The 21,452-nt window shown below is 62.4% G+C and carries 22 protein-coding genes; 13 read left to right on the top strand and 9 right to left on the bottom strand.

All coding sequences use genetic code 11. From position 1 onward, the window contains the following. Positions 1-217: 217 nt before the first annotated feature. The 8 genes from Mame_RS05170 to Mame_RS05135 all read left to right on the top strand — a co-directional run bounded on the left by Mame_RS05170 (position 218) and on the right by Mame_RS05135 (position 9,633). The gene (locus tag Mame_RS05170; protein ID WP_018064812.1) at positions 218-1,369 is read left to right on the top strand and encodes a calcium:cation antiporter; all 1,152 of its coding nucleotides are present in this window, start codon (positions 218-220) and stop codon (positions 1,367-1,369) included. Positions 1,370-1,389: 20 nt separating this feature from the next. Beyond that, on the top strand, positions 1,390-2,511 hold the full coding sequence (locus tag Mame_RS05165) for a transporter substrate-binding domain-containing protein (RefSeq protein ID WP_026173478.1): 1,122 nt from the start codon (positions 1,390-1,392) through the stop codon (positions 2,509-2,511). Positions 2,512-2,658: 147 nt separating this feature from the next. After that, positions 2,659-3,540, top strand: a complete 882-nt coding sequence (locus Mame_RS05160) for an aldo/keto reductase (RefSeq protein WP_018064814.1) — start codon at positions 2,659-2,661, stop codon at positions 3,538-3,540. 98 nt (positions 3,541-3,638) lie between these two features. Beyond that, on the top strand, positions 3,639-4,619 hold the full coding sequence (locus Mame_RS05155; protein ID WP_018064815.1) for an aldo/keto reductase: 981 nt from the start codon (positions 3,639-3,641) through the stop codon (positions 4,617-4,619). Positions 4,620-4,998: 379 nt separating this feature from the next. Further along, entirely contained in the window at positions 4,999-6,264 is a 1,266-nt protein-coding gene (locus Mame_RS05150) for an ABC transporter substrate-binding protein (RefSeq protein ID WP_018064816.1), read from the top strand. A gap of 306 nt (positions 6,265-6,570) precedes the next feature. Next, entirely contained in the window at positions 6,571-7,641 is a 1,071-nt protein-coding gene (locus Mame_RS05145) for a carbohydrate ABC transporter permease (RefSeq protein WP_018064817.1), read from the top strand. Between the two features lie 3 nt (positions 7,642-7,644). Further along, complete coding sequence (locus Mame_RS05140; RefSeq protein WP_018064818.1) at positions 7,645-8,526, top strand: carbohydrate ABC transporter permease; 882 nt, start codon at positions 7,645-7,647, stop codon at positions 8,524-8,526. A gap of 12 nt (positions 8,527-8,538) precedes the next feature. Further along, on the top strand, positions 8,539-9,633 hold the full coding sequence (locus Mame_RS05135; protein WP_018064819.1) for an ABC transporter ATP-binding protein: 1,095 nt from the start codon (positions 8,539-8,541) through the stop codon (positions 9,631-9,633). Between the two features lie 23 nt (positions 9,634-9,656). On the opposite strand, the gene ampH is transcribed toward Mame_RS05135, so the two are convergent. Next, positions 9,657-10,760, bottom strand: a complete 1,104-nt coding sequence (gene ampH / locus Mame_RS05130) for a D-alanyl-D-alanine-carboxypeptidase/endopeptidase AmpH (protein ID WP_018064820.1) — start codon at positions 10,758-10,760, stop codon at positions 9,657-9,659. A gap of 291 nt (positions 10,761-11,051) precedes the next feature. On the opposite strand from ampH, the gene Mame_RS05125 reads away from it, so the two are divergent. Next, complete coding sequence (locus Mame_RS05125; protein ID WP_026173480.1) at positions 11,052-11,906, top strand: SDR family oxidoreductase; 855 nt, start codon at positions 11,052-11,054, stop codon at positions 11,904-11,906. Positions 11,907-12,229: 323 nt separating this feature from the next. Beyond that, entirely contained in the window at positions 12,230-12,907 is a 678-nt protein-coding gene (locus tag Mame_RS05120) for a DUF1062 domain-containing protein (RefSeq protein WP_235726814.1), read from the top strand. A gap of 44 nt (positions 12,908-12,951) precedes the next feature. Here the strand turns inward: Mame_RS05120 and Mame_RS05115 are convergent, their stop codons facing one another. The 7 genes from Mame_RS05115 to Mame_RS05085 all read right to left on the bottom strand — a co-directional run bounded on the left by Mame_RS05115 (position 12,952) and on the right by Mame_RS05085 (position 17,676). Then, positions 12,952-13,374, bottom strand: a complete 423-nt coding sequence (locus Mame_RS05115) for a secondary thiamine-phosphate synthase enzyme YjbQ (protein WP_026173481.1) — start codon at positions 13,372-13,374, stop codon at positions 12,952-12,954. Between the two features lie 81 nt (positions 13,375-13,455). Next, positions 13,456-14,385: an electron transfer flavoprotein subunit alpha/FixB family protein gene (locus Mame_RS05110; RefSeq protein ID WP_018064824.1), complete on the bottom strand. Its 930-nt coding sequence runs from the start codon at positions 14,383-14,385 to the stop codon at positions 13,456-13,458. Between the two features lie 14 nt (positions 14,386-14,399). Next, entirely contained in the window at positions 14,400-15,149 is a 750-nt protein-coding gene (locus tag Mame_RS05105) for an electron transfer flavoprotein subunit beta/FixA family protein (RefSeq protein ID WP_018064825.1), read from the bottom strand. Positions 15,150-15,337: 188 nt separating this feature from the next. Then, positions 15,338-15,904, bottom strand: coding sequence for a cob(I)yrinic acid a,c-diamide adenosyltransferase (locus Mame_RS05100; RefSeq protein WP_018064826.1), 567 nt, complete (start codon positions 15,902-15,904; stop codon positions 15,338-15,340). 94 nt (positions 15,905-15,998) lie between these two features. After that, on the bottom strand, positions 15,999-16,196 hold the full coding sequence (locus tag Mame_RS05095) for a twin transmembrane helix small protein (RefSeq protein ID WP_018064827.1): 198 nt from the start codon (positions 16,194-16,196) through the stop codon (positions 15,999-16,001). 125 nt (positions 16,197-16,321) lie between these two features. After that, positions 16,322-16,831 carry an O-acetyl-ADP-ribose deacetylase gene (locus Mame_RS05090; RefSeq protein ID WP_018064828.1) on the bottom strand — a complete coding sequence of 170 codons (510 nt, stop codon included), beginning with the start codon at positions 16,829-16,831 and terminating at the stop codon, positions 16,322-16,324. Between the two features lie 11 nt (positions 16,832-16,842). Further along, positions 16,843-17,676 (bottom strand): SDR family oxidoreductase, encoded by an 834-nt coding sequence (locus Mame_RS05085; RefSeq protein WP_018064829.1) that lies wholly within the window; start codon positions 17,674-17,676, stop codon positions 16,843-16,845. Positions 17,677-17,757: 81 nt separating this feature from the next. Here Mame_RS05085 and Mame_RS05080 point away from each other — a divergent pair, with 81 nt between their 5' ends. Next, complete coding sequence (locus Mame_RS05080) at positions 17,758-18,672, top strand: YihY/virulence factor BrkB family protein (RefSeq protein WP_018064830.1); 915 nt, start codon at positions 17,758-17,760, stop codon at positions 18,670-18,672. Here Mame_RS05080 and gluQRS read toward each other — a convergent pair. Further along, a complete protein-coding gene (gene gluQRS / locus Mame_RS05075; RefSeq protein WP_018064831.1) occupies positions 18,637-19,515 on the bottom strand; it encodes a tRNA glutamyl-Q(34) synthetase GluQRS in 879 nt (292 codons plus the stop codon). The genes Mame_RS05080 and gluQRS overlap by 36 nt on opposite strands. A 40-nt stretch (positions 19,516-19,555) precedes the next feature. On the opposite strand from gluQRS, the gene Mame_RS05070 reads away from it, so the two are divergent. Together Mame_RS05070 and Mame_RS05065 are read left to right on the top strand one after the other, a co-directional pair. Further along, positions 19,556-20,200, top strand: a complete 645-nt coding sequence (locus Mame_RS05070; protein WP_018064832.1) for a DNA-3-methyladenine glycosylase family protein — start codon at positions 19,556-19,558, stop codon at positions 20,198-20,200. 115 nt (positions 20,201-20,315) lie between these two features. Beyond that, entirely contained in the window at positions 20,316-20,873 is a 558-nt protein-coding gene (locus tag Mame_RS05065) for an HNH endonuclease (RefSeq protein WP_018064833.1), read from the top strand. Positions 20,874-21,452 lie beyond the last annotated feature (579 nt).

Raw genomic sequence — 21,452 nt, 5'->3', positions numbered from 1 at the left:
GACGGCGCTTCATGCCCGCTCCACCTTGCCGCGCGTGTCGTGCCCGGACCTGATCCGGGCCTCCATTGTCGACGCATATCCGGTCAGGCGAACCCCTCGCGCCCTTTTCCATGGCGCGGTCGGGATGCGCAACACCATCCGGCAGTTGAAAAGATGGCGATAACATGGCAATCGAATAACCAGTCCAAGGCGACGGAAACGTCCGATATCAGGAGGCATGCCCTTGACCAGCGAGCATAGCGCGCCCGGAGCCGCAGGGTCGCCCTCGTTTCTCGCTTTCGTCAAACGCGAACGCGTTCTCGGCATTGCCGTTGTCACCAGCATTATCGCTTTCCTGTTTGAAGACAGGCTGTTTCACGACATGGGTCACCCGGTGAAGCTGACCTTTCTGCTCGCATGGCTTTTTTCCGTGATCCTCGCCTCCGCCGTCGGCGTCGTGCGTCACGCCGAGGTGATCTCCGAGCGGCTGGGTGAGCCCTTCGGCACGCTGGTGCTGACGCTGTCGATCACCGGCATCGAGGTGCTGAGCATCACCGCGGTGATGCTGAATGGCGAGAACAACCCCGCCTTGGTGCGCGACACGCTGTTTTCGGTGGTGATGATCATCATGGGCGGCATGCTCGGCATTTCGCTGCTGCTCGGCGCGCTGCGCCATCGTGAGCTGACCTTCAACCTGCAGGGCGCCAATGCCTATCTGGGCGTGATCATTCCGCTCGCCGTGTTCAGCCTGATCCTGCCCAACTTCACCCGCTCCACCGAAGGGCCAACCCTGAGCGATCTGCAAAAGGTGATGCTCGGCCTGATGGCGGCGGGGCTCTATCTGATTTTCCTGATGATGCAGACCGGGCGGCATCGCGGCTATTTCGCCCAGCCGGAAGAAGACGGGGCCCCCACCGAAGAGCACAAAAAGCCTTCGGGGCCGCTCTGGCTGAGCGTCATCCTGTTATTCTGCTACATCGTGCCGGTGGTCTATCTGGTCGAGCAGCTCGCCAAGCCGATCGACTATATCATCGAGACCCGCGGCGCGCCCGGCGTCATCGGCGGGGTGCTGATGGCCATCCTGGTCACCACGCCGGAAGGCATCGGCGGGGTCAGGGCCGCGCTGAACAAGCGGCTGCAATCCTCCGTGAATATATTCCTCGGATCGGTGCTCGCCACGATCGGACTGACCGTTCCGATCATGCTCGCGGTTTCCAGCGCGCTCGGCCTCAACCTGCAGCTCGGCCTCGCGCCGACGGACGCGCTGCTTCTCGTGCTGATCCTCGTCGTCAGCATCGTCACCTTTTCCAGCGGGCGCACCAACCTGTTGCAGGGCGCGGTGCATTTCCTGCTCTTCGTCGCCTTCCTTCTCCTGATCTACAGGGGATAACCGAAAGGACCGCCCGACAGATGTCAAAAGCAAGCCAATGCCTGAAACTCTACCGTTGGGGCCTTCTTTTTTCAGTGTTGTTTGTCGCAGTGTGCGGATCGGCCATTCCCTCCTTCAGCCAGCAGACCGGCGAACCGCTGCAGATCAGGGTCGGCTACCGCGTGCTGCCGCCGTTCATTACCAGGCAGGACGACGGCACCATCACGGGCATGGCGAGCGAACTCTGGCGGGAGATCGAGAAAGGCTTCAACATCGATCCGACCTATGTCGAATATGAAACCGTGGCCGACCTGCTCGCGGCGACGGCGGCGAGAGAGGTCGATGTGGCGGTCGGCGCGATCTCGATTACCGAGGAGCGCGCGGAACTGGTCGATTTCACCCAGCCCTGGTTCGATTCCGGTCTGCGCATCATGATTGATAACCGGACCACATCTTCCCTTGTGAATGTCTGGAACGGTCTCGCCGAAGCCGGCTACCTGCGCTACTATGCCTGGCTGCTCGTGTTCATCGCGATCGGCACGATCGGGCTGACGCTGTTCGACCGGCACTTCGACAAGAACTTTACGAGGCGCTGGCGCGACGGCATAGCCGAAAGCTTCTATTCTGTCATGCTGGTTGTCACCAGGGGCACGCTTCCGGGCCGGGCCAAGCTTTTCGGGTGGTACGGCAAGATCTTCTCGGCCTTCTGGCTGATTATCGGCATTGCCGTCGTTGCCTACATCACCTCATCGGTCACCAGCGTGATGACCAGCATCGCGATCACCGGCAGCATTACCGGGCCGGATGACCTGCCGGGCCGCACCGTCGGGGTGTTCCGGGGCTCGACCGCCGAAAACCGGATGCGCCGCAACGGCGTCGATTTCATCACCTATACCGGCATGGACGACGCCGTCGCGGCGCTGCGCGGCGCCGAGATCGACGCGATCGTCGGCGACGCGCCGGTGCTGGAATATTACAAGGCCCAGAACCCTGGGCTCGGTCTCGATGTCGTCGGCCGCATCTTCGCGCCCGACAAATTCGGCTTCGCCCTGCCCTATGGCCAGGACACGCTGATCCAGCCGATCACGGTGCGCCTTCTGGCGCTGCAGGAAGACGGCGTGGTGCGCAACCTGGCGCAGCAGTATTTCGGCAATGAGCGGTAACGGCATGGACCGCGAGGCGACGACGCGGCCTGGCTGCGGCGACCCTTCGTCTTGAAATCCCGTCGCCGCCGACCCACGTCAGTTCAGCAATCGATATTTTTCCGCGCCGAGGCCGTTCGGCCCGCGCATTCCATCACGGAGACAACAATGGTTGACAAAATCGCCGACAAGGCCGGCACATTTTCGATCGGCGGCAAGCTGAAGGTCAACCGCCTCGGCTATGGCGCCATGCGGATCACCGGCAAGGGCATCTGGGGCGAGCCTGACGATCGCGAGGGCGCGCTGGCCACGCTGAAGCGCCTGCCGGAGCTGGGCGTCGACTTCATCGACACCGCCGACAGCTACGGCCCCGACATTTCCGAGTGGCTGATCAAGGACGCGCTCCATCCCTACAACGAGGTGAGGATCGCCACCAAGGGCGGGCTGACCCGCACCGGACCCAATGTCTGGATCCCGGTCGGACGGCCGGAATATCTGCGCCAGCAGGTTCACAAGAGCCTGCGCAATCTGGGGGTCGAGCAGATCGACCTGTGGCAGCTTCACCGTATCGACGACAAGGTGCCGGCCGACGAGCAGTTCGGCGCGATCAAGGAGTTTCTCGATGAGGGCCTGATCGCCCATGCCGGGCTATCCGAGGTGTCGGTCGCCGAAATCGAGGCTGCAAACAAGGTGTTCCCCGTCGCCACCGTTCAGAACCGCTACAACCTTGTTGACCGCACCAGCGAAGACGTCCTGGATTACTGTGCGGCAAACAATATCGGCTTCATTCCTTGGTTCCCGCTGGCCGCCGGCGACCTCGCCAACCCGGGCTCGCTGCTGGATGAGATCGCCAGAAAGCACGACGCGGCGCCGAGCCAGATCGCGCTTGCCTGGGTGCTGAAGCGCAGCCCGGTCATGCTGCCGATCCCCGGCACTTCCAAGGTCAAGCATCTGGAAGAGAATGTCGCCGCGGCCAATATCACGCTGTCCGATGAGGAGTTCGCAGCCCTCGATGCCGAAGGCAAGAAGGCCTTCGCCAAGGCGGCCTGATCCGCGGCATTGAAAATGCCAAAGCGCCGCCGGCTGCAGTTTCGTCTTGCCGGCGGCGAAGATATCGTCAAATCTGACGAAAACCGGGGGAACCACCTATGAAATACGTCAAGCTCGGCCGCACCGGCCTCGATGTTTCCCGCCTTTGCCTTGGCTGCATGACCTATGGCGCGCCCGACAAGGGCAGCCATCCGTGGTCGCTCGGCGAGGAGGAAAGCCGGCCCTTCATCCGCAAGGCGGTGGAAGACGGGATCAACTTCTTCGACACGGCCAATGTCTATTCCGCCGGCACGTCTGAGGAGATCGTCGGCCGCGCGTTGAAGGACTTCGCCCGGCGCGAGGAGATCGTGCTCGCCACCAAGGTGATGAACCGCATGCATGAGGGCCCCAACGGCGCGGGCCTTTCACGCAAGGCCATCATGCAGGAAATCGACAATTCGCTGCGCCGGCTCGGCACCGATTATGTCGACCTCTACCAGATCCACCGCTTCGACTACGACGTGCCGATCGAGGAGACGCTGGAAGCGCTCCACGATGTGGTGAAGGCCGGCAAGGCGCGCTATATCGGCGCCTCCTCCATGCATGCCTGGCAGTTCGCCACCATGCTCGCCACCCAGAAGGCCAATGGCTGGACGAAATTCGTGACCATGCAGAACTACGTCAACCTGCTCTACCGCGAGGAAGAGCGCGAGATGCTGCCGCTGTGCGAAGCCGAAGGCATCGGCGTCATTCCGTGGAGCCCGATGGCGCGCGGCCGCCTGACCCGGCCCTTCGACACCGCAACCAACCGCACCGAAACCGATGAATTCGGCAAGACCCTGTTTGCCGAAACCGCAGATGCCGACCGCAAGGTGGTCGAAGCCGTGGAGGCCATCGCCGCGGCGCGCGGCGTGCCGATGGCCCAGGTGGCGCTTGCCTGGGTGCTGTCGAAGAAGGTCGTTTCCGCGCCGATCATCGGCGCCTCGAAGCCGCACCACCTGGACGATGCTGCGGGCGCGCTGGAAATCTCCCTGACTGACGACGAGATCGCCCGGCTTGAGGCGCCCTACATTCCCCACCGCGTCATGGGCTTCAAGTAGCGGCCGGCATTCGCGGCGGTAGACGAAAGACCAGGTTCGAAAGTGTTTGCGTCCGCCGGTTGAGCCCGGGGGAACTTTCGTGTTAGTAAACCGTTAACCATCAGATGTGTCCTGCCTCTGGCAGGACACTGGCGGTGTGGCTTTGTCCTGGCACGGGGAGGGTGTCATGACAACCTGCGCGCGCGGAACGGTTTATCGTTCGTCTGTGCGCCGGAAGGCCCCCGCCACCTCTTCCCTCGTGGGTCCCCGGCCTTGGCCGGGGAACAGTCCCGCCCGCCGCTTGCGCGGCATGCCCTCCCGAAGACCGTTCACTGCGGTGGCCACACCGCCGCGCCTTCCAGGCAATTCCGCCTGAGCGCAGTTTATCGGAGGAGATAACATGCAGAAGACAGCTTTCATCCTGGCCTCGCTGATGGCGACCACGGCGCTGCCCGCGACCGGTTATGCCGCCACGGAACTGACGATGTGGTATCACGGCGCCGGCAACGAGACGGAATCGAGTATTCTGAAAAGCATCGTTTCCGACTTCAACGACAGCCAGGATGACTGGGAGGTGGTGCTCGAAAGCTTCCCCGAGGATTCCTACAATGATTCCGTGACGGCGGCCGCTCTCGCTGGCAACCTGCCGGATATCATCGACGTTGACGGCCCGATCATGCCGAACTGGGCATGGTCCGGCTACATGCAGCCGCTTCCCATCGACAAGGCCAAGCTCGACGGCTTCCTGCCCGGCGCGATCGGCGAATGGGACGGCCAGATCTATTCCGTCGGCCTTTGGGACGCGGCGCTCGCGATGATGACCCGCCAGTCCTATCTCGACAAATACGACATCCGCAAGCCGACGCTGGAAGAGCCGTGGACGGCGGAGGAGTTCGATGACATCCTCGTCAAGCTGAAGGAGAGCGGCGATTTCGAATATCCGCTGAACCTCGGCATGGCGGATGCGGGCGAGTGGTACACCTATGCCTTCCTGCCCTTCCTGCAATCCTTCGGCGGCGACCTCGTCGACCGCTCCGACTACCAGAGCGCCGAGGGCGTGCTGAACGGCGAGGCGGCGATCGCATTCGGCGAATGGTGGCAGTCGCTGTTCGAGCGCGGCCTCGCGCCCGGCCCGAGCCAGGACCCGGCCGACCACCAGAACGGCTTCATCAACGGCGAATACGCCATCGACTGGAACGGAAACTGGACGGCGCGCGCCAAGCTCGACGCCTTCGATGACGTGGTGTTCCTGCCCGCGCCCGATTTCGGCGAGGGCCCGAAGATCGGCGCGGCGAGCTGGCAGCTCGGCATTTCGGCGTCTTCCGAACATCCCGAGGGCGCGGCGGCGTTCATCGAGTTCGCGTTGCAGGACCAGTATCTTGCCGATTTCTCCAACGGCATCGGCCTCGTGCCGGCTACCCAGGCCGCCGCCGACATGTCGGACTTCTACAAGGAGGGCGCGCCGCTCGCCGTGTTCTACGGCCTGTCGGATGCGCAGGGCTCGCTGCGCCCGGTCACGCCCGGCTATGTGGTGGAGACCAGCGTGTTCCAGAAGGCGATCGCCGATATCGCCAACGGCGCGGATGTCGCCGACACGCTCGACGGCGCGGTCGACGAGATCGACACCGACATCGACCGCAACCAGGGCTACGGCCACAACGGCTAAGGGGCAACGGGCCGGCTTCGGCCTGCCCCTTTTCCTCGAGGGGAAGGATTAGCGGAGGCGTGATGCGCCCCTAATCTCCCCCCTTGAGGGGGAGATGTCGCGAAAGCGACAGAGAGGGGTAATGGGCATAAGCCGCTGACGTCGTGCTCTCGGAAAGGGTTCACCCCTCTCTGCCCTGCCGGGCATCTCCCCCTCAAGGGGGGAGATTGAATCGTGGCAAGGCATCGTTCGATCAAAACGCGCGGCTTTTGAGGAGAGGCAGTCCCGCCGGCCCGCCGCCTCCTCGACATAGGACAGGACAGACACATGAGCCGGAAACTGACGGAAAACAACGGGGCGGGGTGGGCGTTTGCCGCGCCTTCGATCCTGCTCATCGGCCTGTTCATCATCCTTCCGTTCTTTCTGGCAATCGCGTTTTCGCTCACCGACCAGCGGCTGATATCGCCCAATGCCACCCGCTATGTCGGCGCGGAGAACTATCGCGATCTCCTCGGCCTCAATGTCATCAAGCTAGAACCGGAAACCGCCGACGACGGAACGCTTGCACGCGACAAGGACGGCAATCTCGAATATCCCCGGGTGCGCTCCCTCACCCGCTCCGACGACTATCCGCAATATCGCGGCATGCGCGAATGGTTCCGCGTCCATGCCGGCGACACCGCCTATGTGGTGGTGGCGCGCGACGTGGTGTTCATGCGGGCGCTGGTCAACACGCTGATCTTCGTGGCGGTCACCGCGCCCGTGCAGGCGGGGCTGGCGCTGGGGCTCGCGCTTCTGATCAACCAGCGATTACGCGGCGTCAATGTGTTTCGGGCGGTGTTCTTCATGCCGGTCGTGGTATCGATCGTGGTCGTGTCGCTGCTCTGGCGGTTCATCTATGACGGCAATGACGGGCTTTTGAACGCGCTATTATCCGGCCTGACCTTCGGCCTGTTCCAGCCGGTGGACTGGCTCGGCAACACCCATACCGCGCTCGGCTCGATCATCGCCATGTCGATCTGGCAGGCGGTCGGCTTCCACATGGTGATCTGGCTCGCCGGGCTGCAGACCATACCGCCCACGCTCTACGAGGCCGCCGCCATCGAGGGCTCGTCGAAATGGCAGACCTTCCGCTACGTCACCTGGCCGGGGCTGCGCAACACCGCCGTGCTGGTGCTGGTGGTGATCACCATGCAGGCCTTCGCCGTGTTCGCCCAGATCGACGTGATGACCAAGGGCGGGCCGCTGGATTCCACCCAGACGCTGGTGTTCCAGGCCGTCGAGCGCGGCTATGGGCGACAGGATATTTCCGGCGGCTCCACCATCTCCGTGGTGCTGTTCGTGCTGGTGCTCGCGATCTCGCTGGCGCAGCGCTATTTCACGCGGGAAAGGAACTGAGCCATGGCCGCTATCTCCAACGACAATCATGGCCTCAGGCTCGCCGTCCGCTATCTGGTCCTGTTGCTGGTGGCGCTGGTGTTCCTGCTGCCGCTCCTGTTCATGGTGATGTCGTCGCTGAAGCCCGACAACCAGCTTCTGAACGACACATCCTCGCTGCGCGCCTTTCTGCCGGTCGGCGATATCAGCCTCGAGAATTATGCCGGCGCCTTCCGGCGCGCGCCGATCGGCCTGTTCGTGTTCAACTCCGTCATGGTGACGACGATCACCGTGCTCGCCTCGCTTTTCCTGTGCTCGCTCGGCGCGTTCTCGTTCACCTTCGTGCGGTGGCGCGGCAATGCGGTGGTGCTGTCGATCGTGCTCGCCACGCTGATCATACCGTTCGAGACCATTGCGATCCCGCTGCTTCTGTTCGTCTCGCGCCTGCCCTGGATCGGCCTCGACGGGTTTTCCTGGGGCTGGCTCAACACCTACCGCGTCCAGATCATCCCATGGATCGCCGATGCGCTGACGATCTTCCTGTTCGTGCAGTATTTCAAGGACCTGCCGCGCGAGCTGATCGAGGCCGCGCGCGCCGAGGGCGCATCATGGTGGCAGATCTACCGCCGGGTGGTGATGCCGCTTTCCGGCCCGGTGATCGCCACCGCCGCCATCCTGAAGGCGTTGAAAATGTACAATGAACAATATCTCTGGCCGCTGATCGTGGTGCAGGACGAGGCCCACCGGCCGATCATGGTCGGGCTCGGCTATTTCTTCCAGCTCAACGTGCCCTGGGGCGAGGTCATGGCCTATCTTTCGATGATCACCGTGCCGGTGCTGGTGTTCTATCTGGTGCTGCAACGCGCATTCATCGCATCGATCGCGTCAACGGGCGTGAAGGGCTGAGGGAGGAAAACAATGGCAGATCTGGCACTCAAATCGGTCCGCAAATCCTATGGCAAGGTCGAGGTCATCAAGGGCGTCGATCTCGATATCAAGGACGGCGAGTTCGTGGTTTTCGTCGGGCCTTCCGGCTGCGGCAAGTCGACCCTTCTGAGGATGATCGCCGGGCTTGAAGATATCACCGACGGCACGCTGGAGATCGGCGGCAGGAAGGTGAACGACCTGCAGCCGAAGGAACGCGGCATCGCCATGGTGTTCCAGACCTATGCGATCTTCCCGCATATGTCGGTGCGCGAAAACGTCGCCTTCGGGCTGACGATCGCCGGCGTGCCGAAGAAGGAGAAGGAAGAGGCGGTGAGCCGTGCCGCGCGCATCCTGCAGATGGAGCACCTGCTCGACCGCCGCCCCTCACAGCTTTCCGGCGGCCAGCGTCAACGGGTGGCGATCGGCCGAGCCATCGTGCGCAATCCGGCGGTCTTCCTGTTCGACGAGCCGCTCTCCAATCTCGACGCGGCGCTCCGGATGGATATGCGCATGGAGATCGGCAAGCTTCACAACCAGCTCGACGCCACCATGATCTACGTGACCCACGACCAGGTCGAGGCGATGACGCTCGCCGACCGGATCGTGGTGCTGAAGGATGGCGTGGTCCAGCAGGTCGGCACGCCGATGGAGCTTTACCACGAGCCCGCCAACCTGTTCGTCGCCGGCTTCATCGGTTCGCCCTCGATGAATTTCATGGATGTCGATATCGTCGAAAACACCGGACGGGGCATCACCGTCAAATCAGAGGCGCTCGATCCGGTCACGCTGAAGACGAGCCGCTTCGATTTCGCCGGCCGCAAGACCGCCCGGCTGGGTCTCCGTCCGCAATATCTCGATGTCGTGGAAAGCGGCACGGCGGGCGGGTTGCACGGCAAGGTCACGCTGGTGGAACGGCTCGGCACCGAAACCGTGATCAATGTCGAACTGACCCGCGGCGGGCGCATTGTCGCGGCTCTTGCGGAAGATCGCCCGCTTGCGACCGGCAGCGAAATCACGCTGGTCTTCGATCCGGACAAGGCGCATCTGTTTCCGGTGGAAAGCGAGGCCCGCCAGGCTTCAGCCTGACGGGTCTTGCCGGCTTGCCGCGATCAGCGCGGCGCGAGTCTTGCGACGAGATTGTTGACGAGCTGGGCCATCTGCGTGGCCGCCGAGAAATTGAACTGATTGATGGCGATGAACACGCCGACGTCGCGCGAAGGCGCAAAGGCAACGTAGCTGAACACGCCATTGGTGCCACCGGCCTTCTGGATGATGAGCGGGCGATCACCTTCCGGCATCATGATCACCCATCCAAGCCCCATGGCGTCCATATGGCCCGATTCATCCATGCCGATAACCGGATCGAGGCCATCCCGCATCAGCCACGCGGCGTGGCTGATGGCGCGGACTTCGGCGTCGTCCGCATCGAAGCGATCAAGGTTCCATCGCAGATACTGCACTATATCGTTGGCCGTGGTGTAGAGGCCCGATGCGCCGTCCCGGTTTTCGATCGGATCGCCGGGATCCATCTCGTTGCCGTTCCAGTCATAGCCAGTCATGAAGTTCTCGCCCTGGGGACGATCATAGCTTGTCGCGGTCAGGCCGATCCGGTCGAGGACCTTGGCTTTGAGCAGATCCGGATAGGCTTCGCCGGCAATGCCGGAAAGGGTCATTGCGAGCACGTCAAAGCCCACATTTGAATAGGCAATGCCGTTACCCGGCGCAAACAGCAGGGGATTTTCGGAAAGATTGGCCGCGAAGGACGCATCGCTGTACTTTTCGACGCCCTCGACATCGACAAGCTCGCGCGGCAGACCGCTTGCATGCGTGGCAAGATCGATCAGCCGAATTTGCCGTCCGTCCTTTTCGGGAAGCGCATCGACGACGCCGGCATGCGGGCCGACGGGATCAGTCAGCGAAACGGTCCCGTCCGCGACGAGCGCCGCAAGAGAAAGTCCCGTGAAGCTTTTCGTCAGCGATCCGACGCCGATCAGCGTGTCGCCATCCGGCGCCTGACCGCTGCCCTTTTCGATCTCCCCGAAACCGAACACAGCACTCTCGCCATTACGGACGGCGGCTATGACAAGCCCTGGAACGCCGGTATCGAGATGGAAAATCTGCGCTGTAAACTCGACGGCTTCGTCGAGCACGGGGTCGCTGGCGGCGGCGGGCGTCGCGGCCAGAATTGCAATTGCGGCAAAGGCGTATCTCATTCGAGTTCCAATCTTCTGTTTTCAGAAATTTACGCTGTCGCAGAGGATTCGGTCCGGAGCGCCCTCCCCCATGAGGCTCATGCGTTAAGGCTAACACATTCCGGCAGAAAATGCTGAAAAACGGCACGCCTGGGATAGAGGCCGGGTGCTGCCCGATTTGCCGCCGCGCGCTCGGCGACATGTAACCACCCCGCATGTGCGGCCCGGCTGGAACAACAGGCCGGCCTTATCGCTTTAGTAGAAAGACAGGCGCGGAGGCCGCGCGAGATTTGCAAACGGAAGGACAGGCTCATGGCCGGCACGAAAGCACCCGTAGGACAGGTTCAGGACCGCCAACCCGGTTCGGAAGAGGAAATGCACCCGCAGCCCGACTATATGCCGCGCTTTGCGGGCTCCGACCGGCTGAAGGACAAGGTCGTTATCATCACCGGCGGGGATTCCGGCATCGGGCGGGCGACCGCCATCCTGTTTGCCCGCGAGGGCGCGAAGCTCGCCATCCATTACAAGGATGAATCCGAGGACGCCGAAATCACCCTGAAACACGTGGAGGAGGAAGGCGGCGAGGCCTTCATCTTCGCCGGCGATATCGGCGACCCCAAAACCTCGGAGGCGCTTGTCGGAAAGACGATTGAACGGTTCGGCAAGCTCGACGTCGTCGTCAACAATGCCGCCGAGCAGCACGCCCAGGATGACATCGCCGATATTTCCGAAGAGCAGCTCACCCGCACCTTCAAGACCAATATCTTCGGCGCCTTCCATCTTTTGAAAGCCGCGCGACCACATCTGAAATCCGGCGCCTCGATCATTCTGGTGACATCGGTCACCGCCTATCGCGGCCAGCCGCTGCTCATCGACTATTCCTCGACCAAGGGCGCGCTGCTGTCGCTGATCAGGGCGCTTTCGGGCAATCTCGCTTCGGAAAACATCCGCGTCAACGGCGTGGCCCCCGGCCCGATCTGGACCCCGCTGATCCCGGCCTCCTTCCCGGAGGAAAAGGTCGAGACCTTCGGCAAGGACACGCCGCTCGGGCGCCCGGGCCAACCCAATGAGGTGGCGCCCAGCCTGCTGTTCCTCGCCTGCGAGGATTCTTCCTATATCAGCGGCCAGGTCCTGCACCCCAATGGTGGGGAGCTTGTCGGCGGCTGAGCACCGTGTTGCGCAAAAACATCATCGCCCATTGTTTCAGTGCGGACGCAAAACCCGTGCTCGTGCTGAAATAGTCCGTCTGCTATGCAGATTACCGAAGAGCAATGACGCGTTGGGGTAGACTTTGCCTAAGTAATACTGGTCTCGATCCAGTTTCACCTGTGCGGCTGAGCAGCATGACGCTGCCGGCTGTATCTTCATGTCCGTCAGGTGGCTGCAAGAGACCGGTTTGGCATTGTTGAAATGCGCCATGCGCAGCATAGCTGCGCCAGCTCTTCAGTCACCCATACAGTTTGCCATGCCGCGCCCGCACGGGTTTTCTCATGCACCTCTTGGTGGACTTCCGAACGGAAGACCAAGAACTTATGTGCAAGGAATTACGGGTCCGATGGACCATCACGCCGCTGAAAGCGCCCCAGCCCTGGATTACCTGCAGCGGATGCCGGGACGTCAAACCCTTTCAGCCCAGCGGAAAAATCCGCCTCAATGCCAATGGCCGAAAGCTTGACGCCTGGCTTATCTACAAATGCCTGACATGCGACAGAACATGGAACCGGCCAATCTTCGAACGCCAGAGCGTTCGCGACATCAACGCCGCCATTCTGGAGGCGTTGAAAAGCAACGATCCCGACTGGGTCAGATCTGAGGCCTTCAATATCAGCGCGCTAGGACGAAAGGCCCAGCGCATTGATGAATTTCCGGAGGTTCATGTCGAAAAGGCCGTGATCATCAATGCCGGCGATTTCTCGACCGTCGCAATCGAAATGGTGGCGTCTCTCCCCGCGAGCCTGCGCCTCGACCGGTTGCTGGCGAACGAACTCGGACTGTCGCGCACCCGCGTGAAAGCCCTCGCCGATCGCGGATTGCTTAAAACGAGCGCCCAACGCGACGATATTTTGCGTCACCGTGTCCGGTCGGGCACCGTCGTCACTTTGTCACTCGCCGGGGCAGAAAGGGACCCCCGTTATTGGTCTGCAATGGTAACCGGAACCGCAATGTAGCCGCCCGAGGATGACGCAAAAAGCGCGGGAACGGCTCTTTACCGTCAGGGCGAAAGGTGCAGCACCAGTTCGCGGCGGTGCGGGCGGTCGCGGTGTTCGAACAGGTAGATGCCCTGCCACGTGCCAAGCGCCAGCCGCCCGTCGAAAACCGGGATCGAGACCGAAACCTGGGTCAGCGCCGATTTGATGTGTGCCGGCATATCGTCCGGGCCTTCCAGCCTGTGAACGAGATAATCCATTGAGGGGTCATTGGCCGGCGGCGCGATCCGCGAGAAATAGGCTTTCAAGTCGCGTTTGACGTCGGGGTCGGCGTTTTCCTGGATCAGCAGCGAGCACGAGGTGTGGCGCACGAACACCGTCAGCAGTGCCTCGTTCATCGCCTCGTTGCGCACGAACCGCGCGGCCTCCTCGGTGAACTCGTAGAGGCCCTGGCCGTTTGTCTCGATGGTCAGGCTGGTCTGGGGCATGATTTCCTCCGCGTTTTGACAACGGGCGGCCCCGTCGAAATCCCCGGCCGCGAGGCCGGGGATCAATCGCAAGATCGCGCCTCAGAGCGCCTTTTCAAGCTCCGGCAGCACCGTGAACAGATCGCCGACGATGCCGTAATCGGCAACCTGGAAGATCGGGGCTTCCTCGTCCTTGTTGATCGCGACGATCACCTTCGAATCCTTCATGCCGGCCAGATGCTGGATCGCGCCGGAAATGCCGCAGGCGATGTAGAGATCGGGGGCGACCACCTTGCCGGTCTGGCCGACCTGCCAGTCGTTCGGCGCATAGCCGGCGTCGACGGCGGCGCGCGATGCGCCGACGGCCGCGCCCAGCTTGTCCGCCACCGGCAGGATGACCTCCTGGAATTTTTCCGAGGAGCCAAGCGCGCGCCCGCCGGAAATGATGACTTTCGCCGAGGTCAGTTCCGGCCGCTCCGATGCCGCGATCGCGTTTTCAACGAAGCTCGAAAGCCCCGGATCGGCGGCGGCGGAGACCGTCTCCACCGGCGCTGAACCCGTCATCTCGGCGGCAGAGAAGCTTGCCGTGCGCACCGTGATCACCTTCTTGGCATCATGCGACTTCACCGTCTCGATGGCGTTGCCGGCATAGGTCGGGCGCTTGAACGTGTCGGGGGCGATGACCTCGATGATCTCGGAAACCTGCATCACGTCGAGAAGCGCCGCCACGCGCGGCATCACATTCTTGCCGATCGCGGTCGCCGCCGCCATGATCACGTCATAGCCGGAAGCAAGATCGAGGATCGTGGCCGCCAGCGGCTCGGCGAGAGCCTCGGCCAGCGCATCGCTTTCAACGATGAGGACCTTGGAGACGCCGGCGATCTTCGCCGCATCTTCGGCAGCGGCGGCGCAGCCCTTGCCCGCCACCAGCACATGGATATCGCCGCCGATCGCGGCAGCGGCGGTCGCGGCCTTCGCAGTCTGGTCGGAAACGGAGCTGCCGTCATGTTCGGCGAGAAGAAGTATGGTCATGTTCCGGGCTCCCCTTACAATACGCCGGCTTCGTTTTTCAGCTTGTCCACCAGCTCGGCGGCGCTCGCGACCTTGATCCCGGCCTTGCGCATCGGCGGCTCCTCGGTCTTCAGCACTTCCAGCCGGCGGGCGCAATCGACGCCGTAATCGGCGGGCGTCTTCTTGTCGAGCGGCTTCTTCTTGGCCTTCATGATGTTCGGCAGCGAGGCATAGCGCGGCTCGTTGAGGCGCAGATCGGTGGTCACGATCGCCGGCAGCTTGACCGAGATCGTCTGCAACCCGCCATCGATTTCGCGGGTGACCTTCGCCTCGCCGTCGCCAAGTTCCAGCTTGGAGGCAAAGGTGGCCTGGCTCCAGCCGAGCAGTGCGGCCAGCATCTGGCCGGTCTGGTTGCTGTCGTCATCGATCGCCTGCTTGCCGAGAATGACCAATTGCGGCGCTTCTTCCTCGGCGACCTTCGTCAGCAGCTTGGCGACCGCGAGCGGCTCGACGGTCTCGTCGGTGGCGATCAGGATGGCACGGTCGGCGCCCATGGCAAGCGCGGTGCGCAGCGTCTCTTCGGCCTTGGCCGGGCCGATAGAGACGGCGATCACTTCGCTGGCCTTGCCGGCTTCCTTCAGCCTGAGCGCCTCTTCCACCGCGATTTCATCGAACGGGTTCATCGACATCTTGACGTTGGCGAGCTCGACGCCGGTGCCATCCGGCTTGACGCGGATCTTGACGTTGTAATCGACCACCCGTTTGACCGGGACCAGAATTTTCATGTTCAACCTCCAAACTCACGGCCGTTACCGGCCGAACGCGCTAAATCTTCTCTCCGGCACCGCCGCCGGCTTCATGCAAGGGACCATGCTGACTTTGTGGTATAGTCGCTTGCCAATCGGCGACATGGATAGTTTGTTTTCCCGTCTTTCGCAAAAAACTTCGCTGCAATTTGACCTCAGCCGCGCAATCAGCGGTTTTTTCCGGGCACCCACAGCACATCGCGCTCACCCTGGCCATTGGCATGGCGGGCAGCGACGAACAGCAGGTCGGAGAGGCGATTGATATATTGCAGTGCCGGCTTCGAGACGGCTTCCGTTTCCGCGAGCCGCGTCATCGCCCGCTCCGCGCGCCGGCAGACCGTGCGCGCCATGTGCAGATGCGCCGCAAGCGCGCTGCCGCCCGGCAGAATGAACGAGTTCAGCGGCGACAGCGCATCGTTCAGACGGTCGATCTCGGCCTCAAGCCAGGCCACCTGGGCATCGACGATCCTGAGCGGCTCATAGCCGAGCGCCTCGCCAGTCTCCGGCGTTGCCAGATCGGCGCCGAGATCGAACAGATCGTTCTGGATGCGGGCGAGCGCCGCGTCATAATCGCCGGCCTCCTGCAGCCGCGCGAGACCGATCGCGGCATTGGTCTCGTCGACATCGCCGATCGCCGCCATCCGGATATCGGCTTTTTTGCGGCGCGGCCCGGCCGCGAGCCCGGTGGTGCCGTCATCGCCGGTGCGGGTGTAAATCTTGTTCAGTTTGACCATGATTGTGTCGCAGTTCTTTCAATCCGTCGCTATTGAGCGAAACCGGTTGCAAAAGGCAAGGCCATGCAACGTAATTTTGACCTGTCGGGCGAAATCAATGACCGGATTGCATCAACCACAGCGTGATCATGATCAGGATGATGGCAAGCGCCTGGAACGCGACGCGGGCCTGCATCATCTTGTTGGAATGCTGGGGACTGCCGCCGAGCATCATGTTGATGAGCCCGCGGGCCAGGAAGAACACCACCAGCAGCATCACGATGACAGTGGCGAAAACGAATACCGTGGACATTTTCTCTCCCGGAGCGTGGTCACATCAAAAGCGCTGACCCACTCCATCTCTTTGTCTTTGACAGCGGAATGCTTCGGAAACCGGCGCCATCAGACGACAAAACAGCCGCGCTTGCAAGGGCCGGCTCAGTGCGCCTGCAACGCATCGCTGAGCAGGCGCGCGGCATCCGCGCTGAAGGCAACCAGAAAGACCGTCTCGATGGACGGCAGGCGTTGAAGCCCGCTGACGACGCTCGCAACCGCGATGCGCGCGGCGCTCTCGGCCGGAAAACCGTAGACGCCGGTGGAAATCGCCGGAAAGGCGACCGTCCGGCATGCATGCGCCGCCGCGAGTTCCAGCGAATTCCGGTAGCAGAGCCGCAGCTTTTCAGCCTCGCCGTCACCGCCGCCGCGCCAGACCGGGCCGACGGTGTGAATCACGTAGCGGGCCCTCAGATCGTAGCCGCCGGTGATCCTGGCTTCGCCCGTTGCGCAGCCGCCGAGCGTGCGGCATTCGTTCAGAAGCCCCGGTCCCGCCGCGCGGTGGATCGCGCCATCGACCCCGCCGCCGCCGAGCAGCGAGGCATTGGCCGCGTTGACGATCGCATCGACGTCGTAAGCCGTGATATCGCCCTGTTCTACGGTAATCCTTCCCATATCGTCCTGCCTCAGCTTAGCCGTCCCATCAGCCGGTAGAACCAGTCGGAGGGCATGATGCGCTTCAGGATCATGCCCTGCTTTGCCGGCGTGGTGACCGGATAATGCGGGCGCGGCCTTTTGGCCGTCAGCGCTTTAAGCAGAACGGCATGGACGGCATCCGGTTCCAGCCGGCTTTTGTTGGGCGGTCCCGAACCATCAAGGCGAGCAAGCTGTTTCTTGTACTCAGCGGCGTGATGGGAACCTTCGAGATCGATATTGTCATGGATATGTTTCAGCGCATTGGCGGTGAACCGCGATGCGATCGGTCCCGGCTCGATCAGGCTCACGAAAATGCCGGTGCCCTCCAGTTCCATGCGCAGCGTCAGCGACATCGCCTCCAGCGCATATTTCGAGGCCGAATACGGCCCGCGATAGCGGTAGGGCAACAGGCCGAGGATCGAGGAGCATTGCACGATGCGGCCATGGCCTTGAGCGCGCATGAACGGCAGGACCTGCCGCGTCAGCTCGTGCCAGCCGAAGAAATTGGCCTCGAACTGGGCGCGCAGCACGTCGGTGGAGACATCCTCCACCGCCCCCGGCTGGCCATAGGCGCCATTGTTGAACAGCGCATCGATGCGCCCGCCGGTGCGCTCCGCCACCGCCTCCACAAGGGCGGTGATCGAGGCCTGATCCGTGTAATCGAGATAGAGCGCCTCGAGGCCCTCGGCTTCAAGGGCGGCGATATCCTCCGGCTTGCGCGCCGTGGCGAACACCCGCCAGCCATCGCTCGCCAGCGCCCGGGCGCAATAGGCCCCAATGCCGCTGGAACAGCCGGTGATGATAATCGTGGATTGCTCGGCCAATGAGATACTCCGGTACACGAATGCTTTGTCTTTCCTATATAAGGATCGCGAGCCGACCGCGAAACGCCTTTTGGAGCAAGAATGAGAAAGCCGATCCGCACGACCTTCAAGGTGGCCTATGACGCGCTCTACCACTTCAGCGAGGACGACGGCTGGGCGATGGCGAGCCATGTGGCGCTTTCCACATTGCTTGCGCTTTTTCCCTTCCTGATTTTCGGCACGACGCTTGCGGGTTTTCTCGGCGCCGACCAGTTTGCCGACATCGCGATCAACACGATCGTCGGCGCATGGCCGAAGGAGATCGCCGAACCGGTTTCCAACCAGATCCGCCAGGTGCTGACCGTGCCGCGCGGCGGACTGCTGACCGTCTCGGTGCTGGCCGCCGCCTATTTCGCCTCCAATGGCGTGGAGGCCGTCAGGCTTTCGCTCAACCGCGCCTACCGCGTGGAAGAGACCCGGACGTGGTGGTGGCTCAGGATCAAGAGCCTGGGCTTCGTGCTGCTCGCCTCGATCATCTTCGCCTTCCTGAGCATCATGTTCGTTGTCGTGCCGATCGCGCTGCACTTTGCCGAGCGCTGGTTTCCATGGCTGGAAAACGGGTTGACGACACTTGCCAATGCCCGCCTCGTGGGCACGTTCCTGTTGCTGATGTTCGGGCTGGTGATCGCGCACCTGTTTCTGGCGGCCGGCCGCCGCCGGCTGGTCGACGTGCTTCCCGGCATCATTCTGACGCTGGTCTTCTGGGCGATCTTCGCCTCCGGCTTCGCCTATTATCTCGGCACCTTCGCGCAATACAGCGCCACCTATGCCGGGCTCGCGACGCCGATGATCCTGCTGGTGTTTCTCTATTCGATCGGCGTGATCCTGCTTCTGGGCGCGGAGGTGAATGCGGCGCTCCTGAAATACAAGGTGATCAAGCATGCGCCCTGGAGCCGCCACCGCTCGCGCAGGGCCAAGCATTCAGATCCCGCAAAGGACACGGATATCAACCACTGACCGCCCTTCCGCGCGCAACTGCCTGAGCGCGGTATCGCCGTTCGATTTGGATAGCTTGCGCCCGTCGGGTCCCAGAATCAGCCGGTGGTGATGGTAGACCGGCGCGGGAAGCCCCAGAAGCTCCTGCAGCAGGCGGTGAATCGCGGTAGCGTGATAAAGATCGAGGCCGCGCACCACATGGGTGATGCCCTGCGCCGCATCGTCGGTGACCACCGAAAGATGATAGCTCGACGGCGCATCCGAACGCGACAGCACCACATCGCCCCAGGCCGCGGGGTCGGCCGATATATCGACGATCCCGCCGTCCCGTTCCTCGCGCCAGCAGAGCGGCTTGCCGATACGGGCGATGGCCGCTTCCATGTCGAGCCGCCAGGCATGACGTTTGCCTGAGGCAAGCAGCATCTGACGCTCTTCCTCACTGCGCAATCGGTCAGCGGCCGGATAGAGCGGCGCACCGTCCGGGTCGCGCGGCCAAGCGCTCCCCTCCGCCTCAAAGGCCTCGACCAGCCGGCGCACCTCGCCGCGGGTCATGAAGGCCGGATAGGCCAGTCCCGCGACAATCAGCCGGTCGAGCACCGCCTGATAATCAGGGAAATGCTCGGACTGGCGGAAGAGCGGGGGCTCGAAGGCGATGCCGAGCCAGTCGAGGTCCTCGATCAGCGCCGCCTCAAGCTCCGGCGTCGCCCGGGTCTGGTCGATATCCTCGATCCTGAGCAGCAGCCTGCCGCCCACAGCCTTTGCACGCCGCTGGTTTTCGAAGGCGGACAAGGCGTGGCCGAGATGCAGGTAGCCGTTCAAGCTCGGCGCGAAGCGGAAAACGGGTCGATCCGTAACTGGTTTCATGCGATGAACTATCCGGTTTTGAGACAAAGGGGCAAGGCGGATGGAACGGCTGCGCAATCGCGACGACCTGCAAACGGCGCTCGCGGGCCTTTGCGCGGATGCGCCCCTGCTTGCCGACCTTGCCGCAACCTGCCCCGAAATTCCGCTTCGCCTGCTGCCTTCGGGCTTTGCCGGGCTTTCGGAGGTGGTGGCCGGCCAGATGATCTCCAAACAGGCGGCCGCCGCGATTTTCGCGCGGCTTCGCGCCGCCTGCGATCCGCTGACGGCCGAGACCTATCTGGCGCTTTCGCCCGAGGCCCATGCCGGCATCGGCCTGACCCGCGCCAAGCAGGCAACGCTCGACGGCGTCGCACGGGCGATTGCCGACGGCACGCTCGATCTGGCAGCACTTGACGCCCTGCCCGCGGACGAGGCGCTGGCGCTTCTGACGGCCTATCGCGGCATCGGCGTCTGGACGGCGGAAGTCTATCTGATGTTCTGTGCCGGTCATGTCGACATCTTTCCGGCGGGCGATCTTGCCTTGCGCATTGCCGCCGCGGACGCGTTCGGGCTCAATGAACGGCCCGACGCCGTAACGCTCAGGACGCTTGCGCGGGACTGGCGGCCCTATCGTTCGGTGGCGGCCCGGATTCTCTGGGCGCACTACGCGCAGATCACCAAAAGGGACGTCCTCCCGGTGGGATAAGGCTTTTGTGGTATTTGGCAGTCGAAACAGACGAGGCGATTAATCAGGCTTCACAATACTGTAACAACGAGCCTAATATACAGGAGACAGATGCCGAATCGATCAGGAGAGCAACTTGACGATTGCAGTCTCGCCTCAGGCCTTGCCGGCGCTCGTTCTGAACGCCGACTACAGGCCGCTGAGTTATTACCCCTTGTCGCTCTGGTCCTGGCAGGACGCGATCAAGGCCGTGTTCCTCGACCGTGTCAACATCATCGCCGAGTATGATCAGGCCGTGTCCTCGCCCAGCTTCTCGATGCGGCTGCCGAGCGTCGTCTGCCTGAAGACCTATATCAAGCCCTCGCGCCACCCGGCCTTCACCCGCTTCAACGTTTTCCTGCGCGACCGCTTCCAGTGCCAATATTGCGGCAGCCGCGAGGAACTGACCTTCGACCATGTGATCCCGCGCTGTCGCGGGGGCGAGACCACTTGGGAAAACGTGGTCGCCGCCTGCTCGCCATGCAATCTGAAAAAGGGCTCTCGGCTGCCCAAACAGGCCGGCATGATCCCCTTCCAGAAACCCTTCCAGCCGACGGTGCAGGACCTGCACAATAACGGCCGGCAGTTCCCTCCGAACTACCTGCATGAAAGCTGGCTGGACTATCTCTACTGGGACAGCGAGCTGGAGCCGTAAGCAGGCGCCTTGCGCGCCGGCAAATGCGGAGTCAGAGGCCTCCAGCCATGTTCTGGGTAGCCGGAGCATCAGATTCGGCTGCGCTCAGCGTTTCGTCAAAGCCGAGCCCGAAAAACTGCAGTGACACCACCGCGATGACGAGCATCAGCGCCACCCAAAACGGTATGCGGTTGTAAAACGGCGTGGGCCTGAAGCAATACGAACAGTTTTTCGTTCCAAACCGCAGAGGGTGATGACAGGAACATTTGAAGAGTCTGAGATTTTTCACATTCAGCCCAAATCTTGCGGTGTTTCCAACTCGGCAGAGCTAACGCCTGCCTTCCCCTGGACTTTTTTTGGTATTTCACCTATCCGGCACAAGCCACAAAAACAATCACCCATTCATGACAACAACAAGATTTGATCATCGATCGCGGCATGCACATTCGTGCTGAACGAAACCGCAGCCGGGAAAGTTCCCGCTCGGGCCGATTATCCGGTCGAAACATCATCCGACCGGGGTTGAGCCCGCGTGGAACAACAACACCTTCAGCGATAACAATACATTAAATTGCACGTATGCGTGCGGTCAATACAGAG

The sequence above is a fragment of the Martelella mediterranea DSM 17316 genome, assembly GCF_002043005.1.
In the GTDB taxonomy this organism is placed as follows: domain Bacteria; phylum Pseudomonadota; class Alphaproteobacteria; order Rhizobiales; family Rhizobiaceae; genus Martelella; species Martelella mediterranea.
This window is presented reverse-complemented; position numbering and strand designations above follow the sequence as displayed.

Coding starts and splice junctions, on each gene's coding strand:
- Mame_RS05170 (WP_018064812.1), top strand. CDS start 218: ATGCCCTTGACCAGCGAGCATAGCGCGCCCGGAGCCGCAGGGTCGCCC.
- Mame_RS05165 (WP_026173478.1), top strand. CDS start 1,390: ATGTCAAAAGCAAGCCAATGCCTGAAACTCTACCGTTGGGGCCTTCTT.
- Mame_RS05160 (WP_018064814.1), top strand. CDS start 2,659: ATGGTTGACAAAATCGCCGACAAGGCCGGCACATTTTCGATCGGCGGC.
- Mame_RS05155 (WP_018064815.1), top strand. CDS start 3,639: ATGAAATACGTCAAGCTCGGCCGCACCGGCCTCGATGTTTCCCGCCTT.
- Mame_RS05150 (WP_018064816.1), top strand. CDS start 4,999: ATGCAGAAGACAGCTTTCATCCTGGCCTCGCTGATGGCGACCACGGCG.
- Mame_RS05145 (WP_018064817.1), top strand. CDS start 6,571: ATGAGCCGGAAACTGACGGAAAACAACGGGGCGGGGTGGGCGTTTGCC.
- Mame_RS05140 (WP_018064818.1), top strand. CDS start 7,645: ATGGCCGCTATCTCCAACGACAATCATGGCCTCAGGCTCGCCGTCCGC.
- Mame_RS05135 (WP_018064819.1), top strand. CDS start 8,539: ATGGCAGATCTGGCACTCAAATCGGTCCGCAAATCCTATGGCAAGGTC.
- ampH (WP_018064820.1), bottom strand. CDS start 10,760: ATGAGATACGCCTTTGCCGCAATTGCAATTCTGGCCGCGACGCCCGCC.
- Mame_RS05125 (WP_026173480.1), top strand. CDS start 11,052: ATGGCCGGCACGAAAGCACCCGTAGGACAGGTTCAGGACCGCCAACCC.
- Mame_RS05120 (WP_235726814.1), top strand. CDS start 12,230: ATGCACCTCTTGGTGGACTTCCGAACGGAAGACCAAGAACTTATGTGC.
- Mame_RS05115 (WP_026173481.1), bottom strand. CDS start 13,374: ATGCCCCAGACCAGCCTGACCATCGAGACAAACGGCCAGGGCCTCTAC.
- Mame_RS05110 (WP_018064824.1), bottom strand. CDS start 14,385: ATGACCATACTTCTTCTCGCCGAACATGACGGCAGCTCCGTTTCCGAC.
- Mame_RS05105 (WP_018064825.1), bottom strand. CDS start 15,149: ATGAAAATTCTGGTCCCGGTCAAACGGGTGGTCGATTACAACGTCAAG.
- Mame_RS05100 (WP_018064826.1), bottom strand. CDS start 15,904: ATGGTCAAACTGAACAAGATTTACACCCGCACCGGCGATGACGGCACC.
- Mame_RS05095 (WP_018064827.1), bottom strand. CDS start 16,196: ATGTCCACGGTATTCGTTTTCGCCACTGTCATCGTGATGCTGCTGGTG.
- Mame_RS05090 (WP_018064828.1), bottom strand. CDS start 16,831: ATGGGAAGGATTACCGTAGAACAGGGCGATATCACGGCTTACGACGTC.
- Mame_RS05080 (WP_018064830.1), top strand. CDS start 17,758: ATGAGAAAGCCGATCCGCACGACCTTCAAGGTGGCCTATGACGCGCTC.
- gluQRS (WP_018064831.1), bottom strand. CDS start 19,515: ATGAAACCAGTTACGGATCGACCCGTTTTCCGCTTCGCGCCGAGCTTG.
- Mame_RS05070 (WP_018064832.1), top strand. CDS start 19,556: ATGGAACGGCTGCGCAATCGCGACGACCTGCAAACGGCGCTCGCGGGC.